We start from the raw sequence: 16,355 nt of genomic DNA on the forward strand, positions 1-16,355 counted from the left end.
CCTACCCGGCGCCGGCCAATGCCGCTAAAGGCGCGGGCCATGGACACCCGCGATCCCGATCTCCTGCCCGCCGATCTGCTTCCCGAAGGCCTGGAAGACCGCCTGCCGCGCGCGGCGGCCGCCGCCACGCGCGTGATGCGCACGATCCATGGCGTGATGGAAGGCCACGGCTATGACCGCGTGCTGCCGCCGATGATCGAGTTCGAACGCTCGCTTGCCAGCCGCATGGCCGGGATCAGTTCGCGCCGCATGTTCCGCTTCGTCGATCCGCAATCGCTGCGGATGATGGCGCTGCGCAGCGATATCACCCCGCAGATCGGCCGCATCGCTGGCACCCGCCTGGCCGCCGCGCCGCGCCCGCTGCGCCTGTGCTATGCCGGGCAGGTCGTCACCATCAAGGGCGACGGGCTCGATCCCGCGCGCGAAAAGCTGCAGTGCGGCGCTGAAGTGATCGGCGCAGACAACGTCGCCGCCGCCGCCGAAGTGGTCGCCGTGGCGATCGAGGCGCTGCAGGCCGCCGGCGCCACCGGCGTCAGCGTCGATTTCACTTTGCCCGATCTCGTCGATACCCTGGCGGACAAGGCCCTGCCGCTTGGCCCCGGCCAGATCGACGCCGTGCGGCGCGAACTGGATACCAAGGATGCCGGCGGCCTCGTCGATGCCGGTGGGCAGGCCTATGTGCCGCTGCTCTATGCCACGGGCGATTTCGACACCGCGATCGAAAAGCTGGCGGCGATCGATGCCGGCGGCGCGCTCGCCGGGCGTATCGCTGCCCTGCGCGAGATCGCCGCGCGGCTCGATGGGCGTGCCCGCCTGACGCTCGATCCTTCCGAACGCCATGGCTTTGAATACCAGTCGTGGTTCGGCTTCGTGCTCTATGCCGACGGCGTGCGCGGCGCGCTGGGGCGGGGCGGTACCTATCGCATCGCCGCGCCAGATGGTGGCGCGGGCGAAGTGGCGACCGGCTTTTCGCTCTATCCCGATGCGCTGATCGATTTGATCGCCAGTGCCGAGGCGCCGGCCGAAAAGCTGTTCCTGCCGCTGGGCCACGATCGCGCTGCAGCCGCGCGGCTGCGTGCGATCGGCTGGCGCACTGTCGCCGCGCTCGACGCCGGGGACGAACCCGCGGCCCTGGGCTGCACGCACGTTCTGGGGGCAGATGGCCCGGTCGCCATTGCGGCGGCATGACAGGCTCTTGACTCTGGCGGGGCGGTGCCACTAGGGCGCCCCCCGCACACATCCTGCGCGTCATCGCGCCCAACCCACCCGCTGCGCCGAGTCCTGTCGAAGGGCGCTGTTCGGGTCCACCTGGCAGGTGGAGGAGTGTATCTGTGGCAAATGTAACCGTGATCGGCGCCCAGTGGGGTGATGAAGGCAAGGGCAAGATCGTCGACTGGCTGGCCAGCCGCGCCGATGCGGTCGTGCGGTTCCAGGGCGGCCACAACGCCGGCCACACCCTGGTGGTGGGCGAACAGGTCTACAAGCTCTCGCTGCTGCCCTCGGGCATCGTTACCGGCACGCTGTCGATCATCGGCAACGGCGTGGTGCTCGATCCCTGGGCGCTCAAGGCCGAGATCGAAAAGCTCACCGCGCAAGGCGTCGAAATCAACGCTGACAACTTTGCCATTGCCGACAACTGCCCGCTGATCCTGCCGCTGCACCGTGATCTTGATGGCCTGCGCGAGACGGCCGCCGGCGCCGGCAAGATCGGCACCACCGGGCGCGGCATTGGCCCGGCCTATGAAGACAAGGTTGGCCGCCGCGCGATCCGCGTGTGCGATCTCGCCCATCTCGACGCGCTCGATGCGCAGCTCGATCGCCTCTGCGCCCACCACGATGCGCTGCGCGCCGGGTTCGGCCAGCCGCCGGTCGATCGCGCGGCGTTGCTGGCAGAGCTGAAGGACATCGCGCCTTACGTGCTGCAGTTCGCGCAGCCGGTGTGGAAGCGCCTCAATGCCGTACGCAAGGCCGGCGCGCGCATCCTGTTCGAAGGCGCGCAGGGCGTGCTGCTTGATGTCGACCATGGCACCTATCCGTTCGTGACTTCGTCCAACACGGTGTCGGGCACGGCAGCTTCGGGTTCGGGCCTGGGCCCGGCGTCCACCGGCTTCGTGCTCGGCATCGTCAAGGCCTATACCACCCGCGTCGGCTCCGGTCCGTTCCCCACCGAACTGGCCGACGACGTGGGCCAGCGCCTGGGCGAACGCGGCCACGAATTCGGCACCGTCACCGGACGCAAGCGCCGCTGCGGCTGGTTCGACGCCGTGCTCACCCGCCAGTCCTGCGCCATTTCGGGCGTCACCGGCATCGCGCTGACCAAGCTCGACGTGCTCGACGGGTTCGAAAAGGTGAAGATCTGCATCGGCTATCGCCTCAATGGCAAGGTGCTGGACTATTTCCCCAGCCACGCCGCCGACCAGGCCAATGTCGAGCCGATCTACGAGGAAATGGACGGCTGGCAGGACACCACCGCCGGTGCCCGCTCGTGGGCCGATCTGCCCGCCCAGGCGATCAAGTACATCCAGCGCGTCCAGGAACTGATCGAAACGCCCGTGGCGCTGGTCAGCACCTCGCCCGAGCGGGAAGATACCATTCTCGTACGCGATCCCTTCGTGGATTGATCGCCTCGGTCAAGGCGATAGGATGGCGCAATGCGCCGCTCCATCGCCCTCTTGGCATTGGCATGTGCGGCGGCGGCCCTCTGGGCCTTGCCGCCGCTCTTGCATGAAATGCCCGCGCGGGCGCAGGACATATCCGGCCAGAGCGCCGATGACGGGGCAGAGGTGGCGCGGGTGCGCGTGGAAAAGGCCGCGCGGCGCGTTATCCTGCTCGATGCGGAAGGGCGCCTCTTGCGCGTCTTCACCGGCATCCAGCTTGGTCCGGCGCCAACCGGACCCAAGCATTTCGAGGGTGATGGCCGTACGCCCGAGGGGCATTACACCATCGATCACGGCAATCCGGCCAGCGCCTATCATCTCTCGCTGCACATATCCTATCCCGATGCCGCCGACCGCGCCTATGCTGCGGCGGCCGGCCGCGCGCCTGGTGGGCAGATCTTTCTGCATGGCCAGCCCAACGGTTTTGGCCCGTTGCGCGCGCCTGGTGATTGGACTGAAGGCTGTATCGCGCTGACAAACTCCGAAATCGAGGAAATCTGGCAGCGCGTTGGCGACGGAACGCCCATAGATATCGTGCCCTGAGTAGCTCTCTCTGGCTCTCTCGCTCCAAAACCGAGGCATCTGGCATTGACCTGATCCTGCTTTGTTCTGCAAGTGTTCGCATACGCGATTTTACGGAGTGGGGACAATGGGGCAGGCTGCGGCGCGTTTTGATTACGGGTTTTCCGGCGAAAGCGGGGCGACGGGCGAGCAGGTGCAGGAGCGCTCGCTCGGCTGGGGCGCCGGGGAAGGGCGCGGGGTTCAGCCGCTTGCGGTGTCGATCTTTGCCGATCGTGGCTATCTGCGCGCCGAAATGGCCGAAGATGCCGCTGCGGCTGGCCTGCGCGTGGCGCAGACCAGCGATCTCGAACGGCTTGTCTCCGACGCCGCCGCGCCCGGGCTGGGCGATGTCGTCTTGGTCGATTGCCCGGTGATTGACGGGCTGGAACTGGCCGCGCTGTCCCGGCTCGATATTCGCGCGGCACAAAGTGGGTCGCAACTGGTGGTATCCACCAGCATCGGCTCGCTCGACGATGTCTATGGGTGCCTCGATCAGTCGGAAGCGCAGATCTTGGTCACCCCCAGCCGGGCCGAGCGGGTGATCGCCATGGGCCGCGTCCTCGCCCGCACCGGCAACCGCGTGCGCGAACTGGGCGAGGAAGACCGCCTCACTCTGCTCCGCCTCACCGAGCAGGTCACCAACATAGCCGCCCGGCTGGAGCAGCTGTCCACGGGCGGCCCGGCCGACGTGGAAAGCGCCTCCGCGTTCCACTTCAACGGAGAGGGTGGGGAAGCCGGTCCCGCCAAGCTTGATGACGGCACCGATCGCCTAGTGCGCACCGCCCGCCCGCCGCTGCCCGATCCGCGCCTGGTGCGCAAGATCATCCGCCAACGCCAGCTGCGCGCCCGCTTTTTCGAGGGCGACCTGTTCGCCGATCCGGCGTGGGACATGCTGCTCGATCTGACCGCCGCCCGTGTGGAGCACGTGCGCGTCTCGGTTACCTCGCTGTGCATCGCCTCGGGCGTGCCCCCCACCACCGCGCTGCGCTGGATCGGCCAGATGACCGACGCCGGCCTGCTCCAGCGCGTGGACGACGAAACCGACCGCCGCCGCGCCTTCATCACCCTCACCGATAAAGCCGCCGACGCCATGGCCCGCTACTTCGCCGAACTCGGCTCCTCCGCCAACGCGCTGGTTTGATCCTGGGGTGAGGGGGTTGCCAAGGTGCAAATGGCGGCTGCGGGCAGTTCCTCCCGGCCGCCAGCCCTGCGCTGGCGCCCGAAGGGCAAGGCAGGGCTTCGGCACTTTGATGGCGATCTGAGGGGCGCGCGACGTCCGGCGCCGTATCATGCGGAAACGGCTTCGCCCTGATCGCATCGGTTGCGTCTGAAATTGGAACGCCGCGTAATTGATGTAGCCACCCTCGTGCATGGTACGAAGTCGCCTTGGCGCTTCAATGCAGGAGGGTGACCGATGCCGTTGTACGCAGGATTGGCTGTGAGCGACAAGACGACGCATATCTGCGTGGTCGACGCCGACGGTAAGGTACTACGTCGCGATGTTGTTGTGAGCGATCCCGACGTTTTAGCCAAATGGCTCAACAGGCATTGTGCCGAGCTGAGCCGCGTGGTGCTGGAGACAGGAACGCTATCGACTTTCCTGTATCACGGACTGGTCGAGCGCGTTGTCGCGATAGAATGCATCTGCGCGCGGCACGCGAAGGGGGTCCTTTCGGCACGCGTGAACAAGAGCGACGTGCACGATGCGGAAGGGCTTGCCCAACTGGCGCGTACAGGCTGGTACAAGAGGGTTCACATGAAAGCGTCGGCCACGCATATCGACAGGGCAGCCCTGCGTATTCGCGCGCAGCTCATCACCGCGCGCACGTCCATGGCCAATCAGTTGCGTGGGCTCCTGAAGCTGTTCGGCTTGCGCATGGGTACCGCCAGAACACCGGGCCGGCGTGCTGAACGCCTGGCCGCCTTCTACGCCCAGCGCCCGGATCTGAAGGCGCTGTTCGCCCCGCTTATTGCCGCCATGGAAGCCATCGAGGAGCAACTGCGCGCCTCCAATCGCCTGCTCAACGATCGGGCGAAGGCGGACGAGGTCTGCGCCCGGCTGATGAGCATTCGTGGTGTCGGCCCGATCACGGCTCTCACCTTCACTGCTACCATCGAAGACCCCCACCGCTTCGCAAGGAGCGAGGATGTCGGCGCCTATGCGGGGCTTGTCCCCCGACGCAGTCAATCGGGAGAACGCGATGTGAGCGGACATATCTCGAAGGCGGGAGATCCCATGTTGCGCAAGGCGCTTTACGAAGCGGCCAACGTCGCACTGTCGCAGGTGAAGCGGCCATTTGCCCTTCAGGCATGGGGCAGGAAAATCGCCGAAGCCAAAGGGCCCAGGCGTGCCAGAACGGCCGTCGCACGGAAGCTCGCCGCATTACTCCATTAGCTTTGGCTGAACGAGACCGAGTTTCGCTGGGCCTGATCCTCGGCGTTCCTCATCCCGTTCAGCCATGCCCAGGACGATCTCGTCAGAAAAGTAGAGGATCAAACCTCGTTTGGGACTCAGAGACGTCCACCTATTCCGCTCGGCCGCGATCATGAAGGCTCGGACCTGAAGCTGCCACAGCTGCCCGATGACCTCGAAGACAACCATTGGCGAACGGGAAAAAAGGAAGGGCAATGTGGGAATCAATTAGACAACTTTCCTGCCATTCGGGATCATGGTGCCGAATGGCCGTCTTCGGCTTTACCGGTCGTAGCTTAGCCCGCATCATAAATGGCGCGAGCGTGCTGGATATTCAGCTGATTGGCGTTTGCCCAAAGGGTGAGTGCCATGACCGGTTCGAGCAATGACCGTCCAACATCCGTCAATTCATAATCCACCCGCGGCGGGATTGTGGGGAACAAGGTCCGCTTCACCAGCCCGTCGCGCTCCAGTCCGCGCAGCGTGATCGTCAACATTCGCTGCGAAATGCCTTCAATGCGACGCCGCAGTTCGTTGAAGCGTACGGGCCCGTCCTTGAGCGATGCAATGATGTAAAGGCTCCACTTGTCCCCGACGAGATCCAAGATCTCCCGCACCATCCGACAATCGCCTGCGGGATGGGGGGTAGGGAAATCCATGTCACCAGGTGTCATGAGAGTGCCTTCTTGCGAGGGGCTGGTTGGTCACTTTAATAGTGTCAGTAACAATTCAATACCAGCATACCCCTCCTGGAGCAACCATGACCAATATTCTCCTCGTCACCTCGAGCCCCCGCGGCGCCGAGAGCCTGTCCAGCCGCTTCGCCAACGAGATCGCAGAGGGCCTCAAGGCACGGCTTGGCGCAACAGTGATTACCCGCAATCTCGCCGCCAATCCGCCACCCCATATCGGCCGGGCCTATATAGACGGCCGAGTCGCTGCAGCCGAGGCACGCACACCCGACCAGGTCGAGGCGGTTGGCTTGGCACAGACCATGGTCGACGAAGTCAAAGCCGCCGACATCATCGTCCTGGGTTCGGGCATGATCAATTTCGGCCTGCCGTCACCGCTCAAGGCCTGGTTCGATCATATCACCTGGCCGGGCGTGACCTTCGGCTACAGCGAGGCCGGCCCGCACGGCCTGCTCACTGGCAAGAAGGTCTATCTGGTCACGGCCGCTGGCGGCATCTTCTCGCAAGGTGAATGGGCCGCTTTCGATTTCCAGACGGGCTATCTGCGTCACCTGCTGGGCTTCATCGGCTTGACCGACGTCGAGGTCATCCGCGTCGAAGGCACCGTCCTCGGGCCGGAGGCGGCCCAGGCCGCGATCGCCGCCACTGAAGCCCAACTCCACGCCGTGCTCAAGAAGGCCGCCTGATCCGCGAAAGGACGACATCATGTTGCACATCGACCTCTATACCGAGATCACCTGCCCCTGGTGCATCATCGGGCATTACCGGCTGGACAAGGTGCTGGCCGAACGTTTCCCTGATCTGGCGGTGAACATCCGACAGCATCCGGTGCTCCTGCTTCCCGACGCGCCGGCGGAAGGCCTGTACATCCCTGACCTGCTCCGCTCGCGGTACGGGGTGACCGATCCCAAGGCCGCCTTCGCACGGCCCGAAGCGGAAGCGAGGGCGTCTGGCCTGGACCTTGATCTCAGCCGTCAGCCTTGGGCGTACAGAACGCAGGCAGCCCACGGGCTGATCTTGGCCGCGCAGGCGTCGGGAACGGGCCATGCCCTCGCGGTTGCCATCAGCGACGCGTATTTCCTGGAGGCGAAGAACATATCTGATGCCGATGTCCTCGCCGACATTGCCGCAGGTCACGGATTTGAGCGCGAGGCGGCCCGTGCACTTGCGCTGGACCCGGCGCAACATCGGCGGGTCGAGGAGGAGGCGGCGCAGTCCGCTGCCGCTGGCGTTCGTTCGGTCCCCCACTTCGTCTTTGGCGGACGGATCGCGATCCATGGCGGCCGCGGCGAAGACGAGATCGCCACGGCCGTCCGTCAGGCTGCTTCCATCCCAGCGTCCGCTTGACCGAATTTCGCGAGCATCCGCCAATTCCCACCAGAGCGACAGGCCTCAGGCACATCGAGAGCGAGGAGATATCCATGTTGCAAGAAGGTTTTACGACTGCGGATGTGCCCGATCAGGCCGGCAAGTGCTTCATGGTCACTGGAGCAAATACCGGCATCGGGTTCGAGGTTGCTCGCCTGCTGGCCGAGCGGCGCGGGCGCGTGCTCCTGGCCTGCCGCGATGAGGCGAAGACTACCGAGGCCATGCGCCGGATCCGACGGGAGACTCCGGCAGCTGATCTCGCGTTCATACCACTCGACCTGGCGGACCTGGCGAGTGTGCGACGCGCTGCCGAACGAGCTGGCACAGAGCCCCGTCTGGACGTGCTGATCAATAATGCCGGTGTGCAGGACCCGAAGCTGAGGCGGACAGCCCAGGGGTTCGAGCAGACGTTCGGGGTCAACCACCTCGGCTGCTTCGCGCTTTCCGCGCTGCTCCTGCCCAAGCTCATGGAGACGCCGGGATCCCGCATTGTCGTCACAAGCAGCGGGCAGCATAAGGGCGCGAAGATCGAGTGGGAAGATCTCGATGCAAGGAACAGCTACAAGTGGCTTCCACGCTATGCTGCCAGCAAGCTGGCAAACCTGCTCTTTGTCTTCGAGCTCGACCGACGTTTGCGGGCGGCGGGCGTGCCGGTCGAGGCGGTGGCCTGCCATCCGGGTCTCGTTGGAACAAACCTCGCCCGGAGCAGCTGGTGGGGCAATATCGTGATGATCATGATCGGTGCCCTGTTCGCCAAGCCTGCCATGGGCGCTTGGGGAGCATTGCACGCGGCTACGGGTCGGATAAGGCCTGGTGGCTATTACGGGCCGACTGGCTTTTCAGGGCTGCGAGGTCCCTCGGGAGAAAGCACGACCTCCGAAGACGCAAGGAATCCGCAGCTCGCCAGGCGGCTGTGGGATGTGTCGGTCAAGATGACTGGAATCGACCCTGCATTGTCGCTTACGGTCTCCTAATGACATCCTACGCTTAGCGATAGGTGGACATTAGCTGCGGAGTAGCCATCAACGCCGACGATGACCGTTTTTGTCTCAACCTGTTGTTCTCACCGCCAACCAGAACGGCGTAAACTGGTCGCGAGCTACCCCCCGCTGCCCGTAGGTCAGGTCGGCCGTAGCGCCGAAACGCCAGAAAACTAACGTCAGTAAGCTGCAATCATTCGGTGTTGGGTGGCCCTTCAGCGGCAGCCCATCGCCAACACGGCGCATCATGCACCAGCAGAGCGGCCGCAGGCAAATCAGCTCCGTGATGAGCGTAAGGCGGGCGGGAATGGTGGTTGGGCTTGGTTGGCAGGCGTTGCCTTGGCGTGGCGCCGGCGTTCTGCGCGGCGCAGCCAGGCTTGCACGGGGGCGTCGAACCAGCGGGTGGCGGCCCAGGCCACGGCGATGACGGCCACAGCTTGCGCCCACGCGAGGGCCGGCGCGGGCAAGGGGGCGTGGCGGGCCAGCTCCACACCGAGGCGCAGCACGGGGCCTTGCAGGATATAGATCGGGTAGCTGAGCAGGCCGAGCCAGTGCGCGGCCTGCGCCATCCTTTTATCGAGCGGAACGGCGGAGGCCAGCCAGACCAGCAGCGGAAAGCCGAGCAGCGCCAATGCGCCGTCATAGAGGGCGGGATCAAGGCCGACCCCGCGTTCCGGTGCGATCAGCAGTGCGGCAGCAAGCGCGGCGCACAGCATGAGGGCGAGCAACGGGTGCTGGCGCGTGGGGCTGCGCCGCCAGCGGAAGATGAGGATGCCGGTGAAGAACGGATAGACCACCCGCGCTGCGCCAAACGCAAAATCGGCTTTGTCCGTTCCGCCCATCAGGCGGCCGAAATGGGCGATGTCTGTCACCACCAGCACGGCGCCCAGGCCGATCAGCCCGAGCAGCACCTGCTGCGACAGGAACCGCGCGATAAGGGCATAGGCCATGTTCACATAGGCTTCGAACGCGAGGGACCATGCCGCCATGTTGAGCGGAAAGGCAGTGGGCCATTGTGGAAACAGCGGGCAGGGCAGCAGGGCGAGGGCAAAGCCGAGCGCGAGCAGGGCATCGCGCAACGACACGCTGTGGCGCAGGAACACCGCGCCCAGAAACACGCTAAAGCCCATCACCGTGCCCAGCGCCAGCAGGGGATAGAGCCGCCGCGCCCGCGCCCGGGCAAAGCCGGCCCGCGACAAGCGCCCGTCGCGCACCTGCGCGTGATAGGCAAAGGCGATGACGAAGCCTGACAGCGTGTAGAAGAAGTCGACTGCCAGCCCGGCATGGGGCAGGGCCGAAAGGCTGTGCTGCTGCACCAGGTGATAGGCCAGCACGACCAGCGCCGCCACGCCGCGCAAGGCATCGAGCAGGCCAAACCGCTGTGTAACGTGCTGGCTTTCGCCGAGATCCGTCGCGCCAGCGCGCGCGCCATCTGTCATCTGCCAGCGCCCCCTTGCGTCCGCTTCCGGGTAGCCAGGTTGCGGCGCGCCGGGTGTGGCATGGGATCGTGGTTTTGCATCGGCATCGCAACGCGTGGTGGATCGGAAACCGAGCCATTGCCGTGGCGCCGCGCGCCAAGGGGGTTGATGTTGACGCAGGGTCAACCGCTAGATCGCGGTCATGGATGATTCGTTTGCCATCGATGACGTGGTCCGCCGTACGGGGCTGACTGCCCGCGCCTTGCGCTTTTACGAGGCGCGCGGGCTCTTGGCGCCGCTGCGCACCCAATCCGGGCGGCGCTGGTACGGCCCGGCCGATCTTGAGCGCATCCACCGCATCGTGGCGTTGAAGAAAGCCGGGTTGAGCCTCGCTGAGATCAAGCGCCTGTTCGATCGCAAGCCGATCGATCTGGCCGCCCTGCTGTCGGCGCAGCGCGTGCGCCTGGCGCAGCAGGCCGCCGAGATCACCGAGGCTTTGACGCTGATCGATTCCGCATTGTCCCGCGTCGGCCGAGGCGAGCCGCTCGATGCCGCGACGCTCTGCTCGCTGATCCGCAAGGGAGATACGATGATGACAGATGGACAACAGGCGTGGAAAGAGGTGCTCGATCGCTACTATACGGCAGAAGAGCAGTCCCACTGGCAGGCGGCGATGCCCGGGGCGGCCCCGTTTGACCAAGCAGCCTATCATGCGCAGTGGCAGGCACTGGGGCGTCGCATCGCGGCCAAGTTGCCGCTTGATCCTGCCAGCGATGCCGCATTGGCGCTGGTGCGGGAATGGCTGGCGTTGCTCGAACCGTTCACGCGCCAGGCCAGCCCGATGATGTGGGAAGGGGCGAGCCGCCTCTATGCCGACATGGACAACTGGCAGGGCGAGGCCGATCCCGGCTTCAGCAAGCCGGTCTGGGATTTCATCGCCGCCGCGGCCGCGGCCGCACGCAAGGCGGGCAAGGATATCGGCCCCTTGCCCGCGTTCATGGCGCCGCCGGCCTGATCAGCCGCTCCATGCGCAAGAGCCTCGCCCCGTGCACGGCGCACGGGACGAGGCTCTCGTTGGCGTGAGGCCTATGCCCTGTTCGGGGCCTTATTCGGCAGCGATGCCGGCCGCGCCGAACATGTCGACGTCTTCTTCGGTCGGTTCTTCGAGCGTGTTGGCTGCCTTGGCGTTGCGGCGGTTGTCGAAGTTCGACCACACATCGTTCCAGTTGCCGCGCGTGGCCGCCTTGGAATATTCGGTGGCGCGCGTTTCGAAGAAGTTGGCGTGCTCCACCCCGTTGAGCAGCGGGGTCAGCCAGGGCAGCGGGTGCTCCTCGATCATGTAGATCGGATCAAAGCCCAACTGGCCCAGGCGCCAATCGGCGATATAGCGGATGTAGCGCTTGATTTCCTTGGGGCTCATCCCCGGAACGGGGCCCTGCTCGAATGCCAGGTCGATGAAGGCATCTTCCAGGCGCACGGTCTTCTGGCAGCAATCGAGGATGTCTTCCTTCACCGCCTTGGTCAGGCACTGGCGCTCGTTGCAGAATTCCTTGAACAGGCGGGTGATGCCTTCGCAGTGCAGCGATTCATCGCGCACCGACCACGAGACGATCTGCCCCATGCCCTTCATCTTGTTGAAGCGCGGGAAGTTCATCAGCATCGCGAACGAGGCGAACAACTGCAGGCCTTCGGTGAAGCCGCCGAACATCGCCAGGGTGCGGGCAATGTCTTCGTCGCTGTCCACGCCGAAGTTCTGCATGTAATCATGCTTGTCCTTCATTTCGGCGTATTCGAGGAACATGCCGTATTCGCTTTCCGGCATGCCGATCGTGTCGAGCAGGTGCGAATAGGCCGCGATGTGAATCGTTTCCATGTTGGAGAACGAGGCCAGCATCATCTTCACTTCGGTGGGCTTGAACACCCGGCCATACTTTTCGTGGTAGCAATCCTGCACTTCCACGTCGGCCTGGGTGAAGAAGCGGAAAATCTGGGTGAGCAGGTTGCGCTCGTGGTCCGACAGCTTCTGCGCCCAGTCGCGGCAATCCTCGCCCAGCGGCACTTCTTCCGGCATCCAGTGAATCTGTTGCTGACGCTTCCAGTATTCATAGGCCCAGGGATATTCGAAGGGCTTGTAGGTCTTGCGGGCTTCAAGAAGGGACATGGGTGGCAATCCTGTTGGAATTCGAAAGAATATGGGCTGTTTCAGGCGGCAAGGAAAGCCGGCCTGGAGGGCACGGGCATGGGCAAGGGGCCAGGGCGGTTTCGCCATCGGCCAGAACGAAGCGGCGGGGCGCCGGCGCGGCGGCACTGCGCGGCACGACGGGCGCATTCCGGTTTGCGCCAACCTGCGGTGTCTGCCCATTCGGGCGCGGCATGCGATCGCAGGGTATAATGCCGGGAACGGCCGGCCCGGCGCGGCATTGTGGGCACAGGGGCAAACGGGCGAACACGGCCCGCATCCCTCATACCACCACACAATGCAGGAGGCTGGGCATGACCGGCAACGACAGCAATCCCATCGCAAGCCAGATTCGCGAGCACATGGCCGTCATCGGCGCAGACGGTGCCCCGGTCGGCACGGTCGATCATGTCGATGGACATCGCATCAAGCTGACCAAGGCCAAGAGCGGCGCCCACGAAGGGCACCATCATTACCTGTCGCTCGGCCTGGTGGCCGGAGTCGAGGGCGACACGGTGCGTCTTTCGGCCAACGCCGACGTCGCCCTGACCTTTGAGGAAGAGGAAAAGTAGGTTTCCGCTTCCCATATTGGGTAAAGTTTCACGAAAAGCCGCGTCCCCTTCGCGGCTAGGTCGTCCCTGGCGACCGGAAGGCGCCTCGCTCCACGTCGTAAGTGGCGAGGCGCTTTTTCCGTGGTCGCCTAGTTCCAGAACCAGCCCGGCTTGAGGTTGCGATCCTTGCGGTTGCGCCACATCTGGATGTACATCCACAGCCCGGAAAAGCTGAAGAAGATCATCGCAAAGCCCGACAGCGTGCTGATCAGCACCCCGACCGGCCCAAAGCTTTCGCCCGAATGCAGATGGTGCAGCAACCCGACGACCGACTTGCCGCCCTTGGGCTTGGGCCGGCACATATAGTCCGGCGGGCAGACGAACGCCGGCTTGGCCGGGGTTGCATCCGCCATGGTCTTGGCCGGCCGGTCGCCGTCCCCGCCGCTGAGCAGCGGAACAACCTGGCTGAGCGTGCCCGTCACGGCGATCCACAACAGGAAGACTCCGAAAAACACCGAAATCCAGCGGTGCCACTTGCGCATTGAACGATCCCCTATGGTCCTGTGGCCCGCTGCCGATACCGGCATTGGCATCGCCGGGCCGTGCCGCCTTGTGACGGTGTGTTGCCGGCCGGGGCAAGCAGCGAAATGTCGCCATCTGTAACATCGGCAGGGTCTTGGCGTGGTCCGGCATGGGTGACGCTCACTGGGTAACGATCACGGGCAGGATAGCGAATGGCGCGATTCCGGCGGGTGGGACCGCTGGGTGGGGCCGGAAGGGGCGATCGTGCCATGCTGGCCGATCGCCCCCTCGTTTCCCCAATGGCCTCGATGAAGCGCCTCGAGCGATAAATACCTATCGCCAGGCGGTCAGCGGTTGGCCCTTATTGGCAAGCACTTATTGGCAGGCCAGGCATTCCTCGTAATCGGTCTGCTTGACGTCAAGCTCGATCCGGCGTGCCTCGGCGGTGTTGTCCGCTTCCACGCCACCGGCAAAACCGGCGCGCTGCACCGACTTGGAGCGCAGGTAATAGAGCGACTTGATGCCCTTTTCCCAAGCCTGGAAGTGGAGCATCAGCAAGTCCCACTTGTCGACATCAGCCGGGATATAGAGGTTCAGCGACTGCGCCTGGTCGATATAGGGCGTGCGGTCGGCCGAGAATTCGAGCAGCCAGCGCTGGTCGATTTCGAAGCTGGTCTTGTAGACCGCCTTCTCGTCGGCCGAGAGGAACTCGAGATGCTGGACCGAGCCGCCGCGTTCCAGGATCGAATTCCACACATTGGTGGAATCCTTGGACTTTTCGCGCAGCAGCTTTTCCAGATAGGGGTTCTTGACCACGAACGAGCCCGACAGCGTCTTGTGCGTGTAGATGTTCGCCGGGATCGGCTCGATGCAGGCCGAGGTACCGCCGCAGATGATCGAGATCGACGCGGTCGGCGCGATCGCCATCTTGCACGAGAAGCGCTGCATCACGCCCATGTCTGCCGCATCGGGGCAGGGGCCGCGTTCCTGCGCGAGCAGCAGCGAGGCTTCGTCGGCCTTGGCGGCGATATGGCGGAACATCTTGAGGTTCCACGCCTTGGCCATGGCGGATTCGAAGGCAATGCCCTTCTTCTGCAGGAACGAGTGGAAGCCCATCACGCCCATGCCGACCGAACGCTCGCGCGCGGCGGAATACTTGGCGCGGGCCATCTCGTCGGGCGCACGATCGATGAAGTCCTGCAGCACGTTGTCGAGGAAGCGCAGCACGTCTTCCACGAAGTGCTTGTCACCCTGCCACTCGTCCCAGGTTTCCAGGTTGAGCGAGGAGAGACAGCACACCGCGGTGCGATCATTGCCGAGGTGATCGATCCCGGTGGGCAGCGTGATTTCCGAGCAGAGGTTGGAGGTGGAAACCTTCAGCCCCAGATCGCGGTGATGCTTGGGCATCATGCGGTTCACGGTGTCGGAGAACACGATATAGGGTTCGCCGGTGGCCAGGCGCACTTCGACCAGCTTCTGGAACAGCGAGCGGGCATCGACCTTGCCGCGCACCGACTTGTCCTTAGGGCTGCGCAGCGCGAATTCGGCGCCATCCCGCACGGCTTCCATGAACTCGTCGGTCAGTAGCACGCCGTGGTGCAGGTTCAGGGCCTTGCGGTTGAAATCGCCCGAAGACTTGCGGATTTCGAGGAACTCTTCGATCTCGGGGTGCGAGATGTCGAGATAGCATGCGGCCGAGCCACGGCGCAGCGAGCCCTGGCTGATGGCCAGCGTCAGGCTGTCCATCACGCGGACGAAGGGGATGATCCCGCTGGTCTTGCCGTTGAGGCCGACATTTTCGCCGATCCCGCGGACATTGCCCCAATAGGTGCCGATGCCGCCCCCGCGCGAGGCGAGCCATACGTTCTCGTTCCAGGTCTTGACGATGCCTTCCAGGCTGTCTTCCACCGAGTTGAGATAGCACGAGATCGGCAGGCCGCGGCCAGTGCCGCCGTTCGACAGCACGGGCGTGGCGGGCATGAACCACAGCTTGGAGATGTAGTCATAGAGCCGCTGGGCGTGGTCCTGGTCGTCGGCATAGGCATCGGCCACGCGCGCGAACAGATCCTGGTAGGTTTCACCGGGCAGCAGATAGCGATCGTCGAGCGTGTCCTTGCCGAAGATCGTCAGCTTGGCGTCGCGCGCGGCATCGGTGACGATGGTAAAGCGGCGCGGGTTGACCGACTTGGAATCGATTGGCGGGGCCTTTGCGGCATCGCTCGTCGCGCTGGCCATGATCGCGGCCGCGGCCGAAACCAGATCCGCGCTACCCTTGTCGTCTGCCTGCATGTCCACTGCCTTTGCTTCCGCCGGTTGCGCAGCCTTGCGCGTGGCCTTGGTTGCGGTTGCCGGGGTCTCCGGCGCGGCGTCGCGTTCGAGGGTGGCCAGGCCACCTTCCAGTCCCAGTTCGTCCTGCGCCATCACAGCCGTTCCATCGTTCATTTCCCCGGTCCTGAAATTCACTTTCCATTCCCCGTTTGCACGAGGCCCGCCGCGAGTGACGGACCGGATATTGCTGACACTGCCAATGGCCGCGCGATCCAGCATGTGCTGGCCCTTGCAGCCTGACTTCGGTGGCAGAACGAGAGACGACTCAACGCGCCCGCGATCATGCCATAAATTGAAACAGAAAGGGAACAGAATCCCTGTCTGCCATGCCGCGACGCCGAAAACCCAAGCAACGTCAAAGGCTCCGCCACGGTGGACGAGCCACATGCACCCTATATGGGGTGCATCCTGACATATAACTAGGTTTGGTTGCCCTCCGTGGCCACGACCACAACCCATAGTGCTTGAACCGGGTCTGGCAGGCAAGTGGCACATGCCCTCAAGGGCTACGCGATTCGTCGCAAGTACGATTCGCTTCGTCGCTGCCCCACTCATGCTGCAGTGCAGCGACGCGCGGGCTTTCCAAGGCTTCAAGGGAAAAATGACGGGTCCGAAATATTTTTCGTACCCGCTGGCTTTGCTGTGGAAAATACGATGTCCAGAGGCACTGGCACGATATCCCCAGC

15 protein-coding genes are annotated in these 16,355 nt (G+C 64.4%); 10 read left to right on the top strand and 5 right to left on the bottom strand.

Annotation, left to right across the window (positions count from 1 at the left end; all coding sequences use genetic code 11):
• Positions 1–39: 39 nt before the first annotated feature.
• The 5 genes from FHW97_RS00640 (at position 40) to FHW97_RS00660 (ending at position 5,613) form a co-directional block, all read left to right on the top strand.
• Complete coding sequence (locus FHW97_RS00640) at positions 40–1,188, top strand: ATP phosphoribosyltransferase regulatory subunit (protein WP_169041683.1); 1,149 nt, start codon at positions 40–42, stop codon at positions 1,186–1,188.
• Between the two features lie 143 nt (positions 1,189–1,331).
• Positions 1,332–2,621 carry an adenylosuccinate synthase gene (locus FHW97_RS00645; protein ID WP_169041684.1) on the top strand — a complete coding sequence of 430 codons (1,290 nt, stop codon included), beginning with the start codon at positions 1,332–1,334 and terminating at the stop codon, positions 2,619–2,621.
• A 30-nt stretch (positions 2,622–2,651) separates the two neighbouring features.
• A complete protein-coding gene (locus FHW97_RS00650) occupies positions 2,652–3,200 on the top strand; it encodes a murein L,D-transpeptidase family protein (protein WP_370525306.1) in 549 nt (182 codons plus the stop codon).
• A gap of 106 nt (positions 3,201–3,306) precedes the next feature.
• A complete protein-coding gene (locus FHW97_RS00655) occupies positions 3,307–4,359 on the top strand; it encodes a winged helix DNA-binding protein (RefSeq protein ID WP_169041685.1) in 1,053 nt (350 codons plus the stop codon).
• A 273-nt stretch (positions 4,360–4,632) separates the two neighbouring features.
• Positions 4,633–5,613, top strand: coding sequence for an IS110 family transposase (locus tag FHW97_RS00660; protein WP_253941502.1), 981 nt, complete (start codon positions 4,633–4,635; stop codon positions 5,611–5,613).
• A 314-nt stretch (positions 5,614–5,927) separates the two neighbouring features.
• Here FHW97_RS00660 and FHW97_RS00665 read toward each other — a convergent pair whose 3' ends face one another.
• Positions 5,928–6,251, bottom strand: coding sequence for a helix-turn-helix domain-containing protein (locus FHW97_RS00665; RefSeq protein ID WP_253941503.1), 324 nt, complete (start codon positions 6,249–6,251; stop codon positions 5,928–5,930).
• A gap of 140 nt (positions 6,252–6,391) precedes the next feature.
• Here FHW97_RS00665 and FHW97_RS00670 point away from each other — a divergent pair, with 140 nt between their 5' ends.
• The 3 genes from FHW97_RS00670 to FHW97_RS00680 all read left to right on the top strand — a co-directional run bounded on the left by FHW97_RS00670 (position 6,392) and on the right by FHW97_RS00680 (position 8,665).
• Positions 6,392–7,009: an FMN-dependent NADH-azoreductase gene (locus tag FHW97_RS00670; protein WP_171797745.1), complete on the top strand. Its 618-nt coding sequence runs from the start codon at positions 6,392–6,394 to the stop codon at positions 7,007–7,009.
• Between the two features lie 19 nt (positions 7,010–7,028).
• Positions 7,029–7,670, top strand: a complete 642-nt coding sequence (locus tag FHW97_RS00675; protein ID WP_171797746.1) for a DsbA family oxidoreductase — start codon at positions 7,029–7,031, stop codon at positions 7,668–7,670.
• A 74-nt stretch (positions 7,671–7,744) separates the two neighbouring features.
• Positions 7,745–8,665, top strand: coding sequence for an oxidoreductase (locus FHW97_RS00680; RefSeq protein ID WP_171797747.1), 921 nt, complete (start codon positions 7,745–7,747; stop codon positions 8,663–8,665).
• Between the two features lie 281 nt (positions 8,666–8,946).
• Here FHW97_RS00680 and FHW97_RS00685 read toward each other — a convergent pair whose 3' ends face one another.
• A complete protein-coding gene (locus FHW97_RS00685; protein ID WP_169041689.1) occupies positions 8,947–10,110 on the bottom strand; it encodes an acyltransferase in 1,164 nt (387 codons plus the stop codon).
• 181 nt (positions 10,111–10,291) lie between these two features.
• On the opposite strand from FHW97_RS00685, the gene FHW97_RS00690 reads away from it, so the two are divergent.
• On the top strand, positions 10,292–11,104 hold the full coding sequence (locus FHW97_RS00690) for a MerR family transcriptional regulator (protein ID WP_171797748.1): 813 nt from the start codon (positions 10,292–10,294) through the stop codon (positions 11,102–11,104).
• Between the two features lie 90 nt (positions 11,105–11,194).
• On the opposite strand, the gene FHW97_RS00695 is transcribed toward FHW97_RS00690, so the two are convergent.
• Positions 11,195–12,250: a ribonucleotide-diphosphate reductase subunit beta gene (locus tag FHW97_RS00695; RefSeq protein WP_169041691.1), complete on the bottom strand. Its 1,056-nt coding sequence runs from the start codon at positions 12,248–12,250 to the stop codon at positions 11,195–11,197.
• A gap of 332 nt (positions 12,251–12,582) precedes the next feature.
• Between FHW97_RS00695 and FHW97_RS00700 the strand changes: the two genes are divergently transcribed.
• Entirely contained in the window at positions 12,583–12,840 is a 258-nt protein-coding gene (locus FHW97_RS00700) for a DUF2171 domain-containing protein (protein WP_054132693.1), read from the top strand.
• 128 nt (positions 12,841–12,968) lie between these two features.
• Here the strand turns inward: FHW97_RS00700 and FHW97_RS00705 are convergent, their stop codons facing one another.
• Positions 12,969–13,361, bottom strand: a complete 393-nt coding sequence (locus tag FHW97_RS00705) for a PepSY-associated TM helix domain-containing protein (protein ID WP_169041692.1) — start codon at positions 13,359–13,361, stop codon at positions 12,969–12,971.
• Between the two features lie 355 nt (positions 13,362–13,716).
• Positions 13,717–15,783, bottom strand: a complete 2,067-nt coding sequence (locus FHW97_RS00710; RefSeq protein WP_211183254.1) for a ribonucleoside-diphosphate reductase subunit alpha — start codon at positions 15,781–15,783, stop codon at positions 13,717–13,719.
• Positions 15,784–16,355: the final 572 nt, after the last annotated feature.

It is taken from the genome of Novosphingobium sp. SG754, from assembly GCF_013149315.1.
Classification (GTDB): Bacteria; Pseudomonadota; Alphaproteobacteria; order Sphingomonadales; family Sphingomonadaceae; genus Novosphingobium; species Novosphingobium capsulatum.

Excerpts from the sequence above, each read along its gene's own strand:
- FHW97_RS00640 (WP_169041683.1), top strand. The coding sequence starts at position 40 with ATGGACACCCGCGATCCCGATCTCCTGCCCGCCGATCTGCTTCCCGAA.
- FHW97_RS00680 (WP_171797747.1), top strand. The coding sequence starts at position 7,745 with ATGTTGCAAGAAGGTTTTACGACTGCGGATGTGCCCGATCAGGCCGGC.
- FHW97_RS00650 (WP_370525306.1), top strand. The coding sequence starts at position 2,652 with ATGCGCCGCTCCATCGCCCTCTTGGCATTGGCATGTGCGGCGGCGGCC.
- FHW97_RS00695 (WP_169041691.1), bottom strand. The coding sequence starts at position 12,250 with ATGTCCCTTCTTGAAGCCCGCAAGACCTACAAGCCCTTCGAATATCCC.
- FHW97_RS00660 (WP_253941502.1), top strand. The coding sequence starts at position 4,633 with ATGCCGTTGTACGCAGGATTGGCTGTGAGCGACAAGACGACGCATATC.
- FHW97_RS00675 (WP_171797746.1), top strand. The coding sequence starts at position 7,029 with ATGTTGCACATCGACCTCTATACCGAGATCACCTGCCCCTGGTGCATC.
- FHW97_RS00700 (WP_054132693.1), top strand. The coding sequence starts at position 12,583 with ATGACCGGCAACGACAGCAATCCCATCGCAAGCCAGATTCGCGAGCAC.
- FHW97_RS00690 (WP_171797748.1), top strand. The coding sequence starts at position 10,292 with ATGGATGATTCGTTTGCCATCGATGACGTGGTCCGCCGTACGGGGCTG.
- FHW97_RS00655 (WP_169041685.1), top strand. The coding sequence starts at position 3,307 with ATGGGGCAGGCTGCGGCGCGTTTTGATTACGGGTTTTCCGGCGAAAGC.
- FHW97_RS00705 (WP_169041692.1), bottom strand. The coding sequence starts at position 13,361 with ATGCGCAAGTGGCACCGCTGGATTTCGGTGTTTTTCGGAGTCTTCCTG.
- FHW97_RS00685 (WP_169041689.1), bottom strand. The coding sequence starts at position 10,110 with ATGACAGATGGCGCGCGCGCTGGCGCGACGGATCTCGGCGAAAGCCAG.
- FHW97_RS00710 (WP_211183254.1), bottom strand. The coding sequence starts at position 15,783 with ATGAACGATGGAACGGCTGTGATGGCGCAGGACGAACTGGGACTGGAA.
- FHW97_RS00665 (WP_253941503.1), bottom strand. The coding sequence starts at position 6,251 with ATGGTGCGGGAGATCTTGGATCTCGTCGGGGACAAGTGGAGCCTTTAC.
- FHW97_RS00670 (WP_171797745.1), top strand. The coding sequence starts at position 6,392 with ATGACCAATATTCTCCTCGTCACCTCGAGCCCCCGCGGCGCCGAGAGC.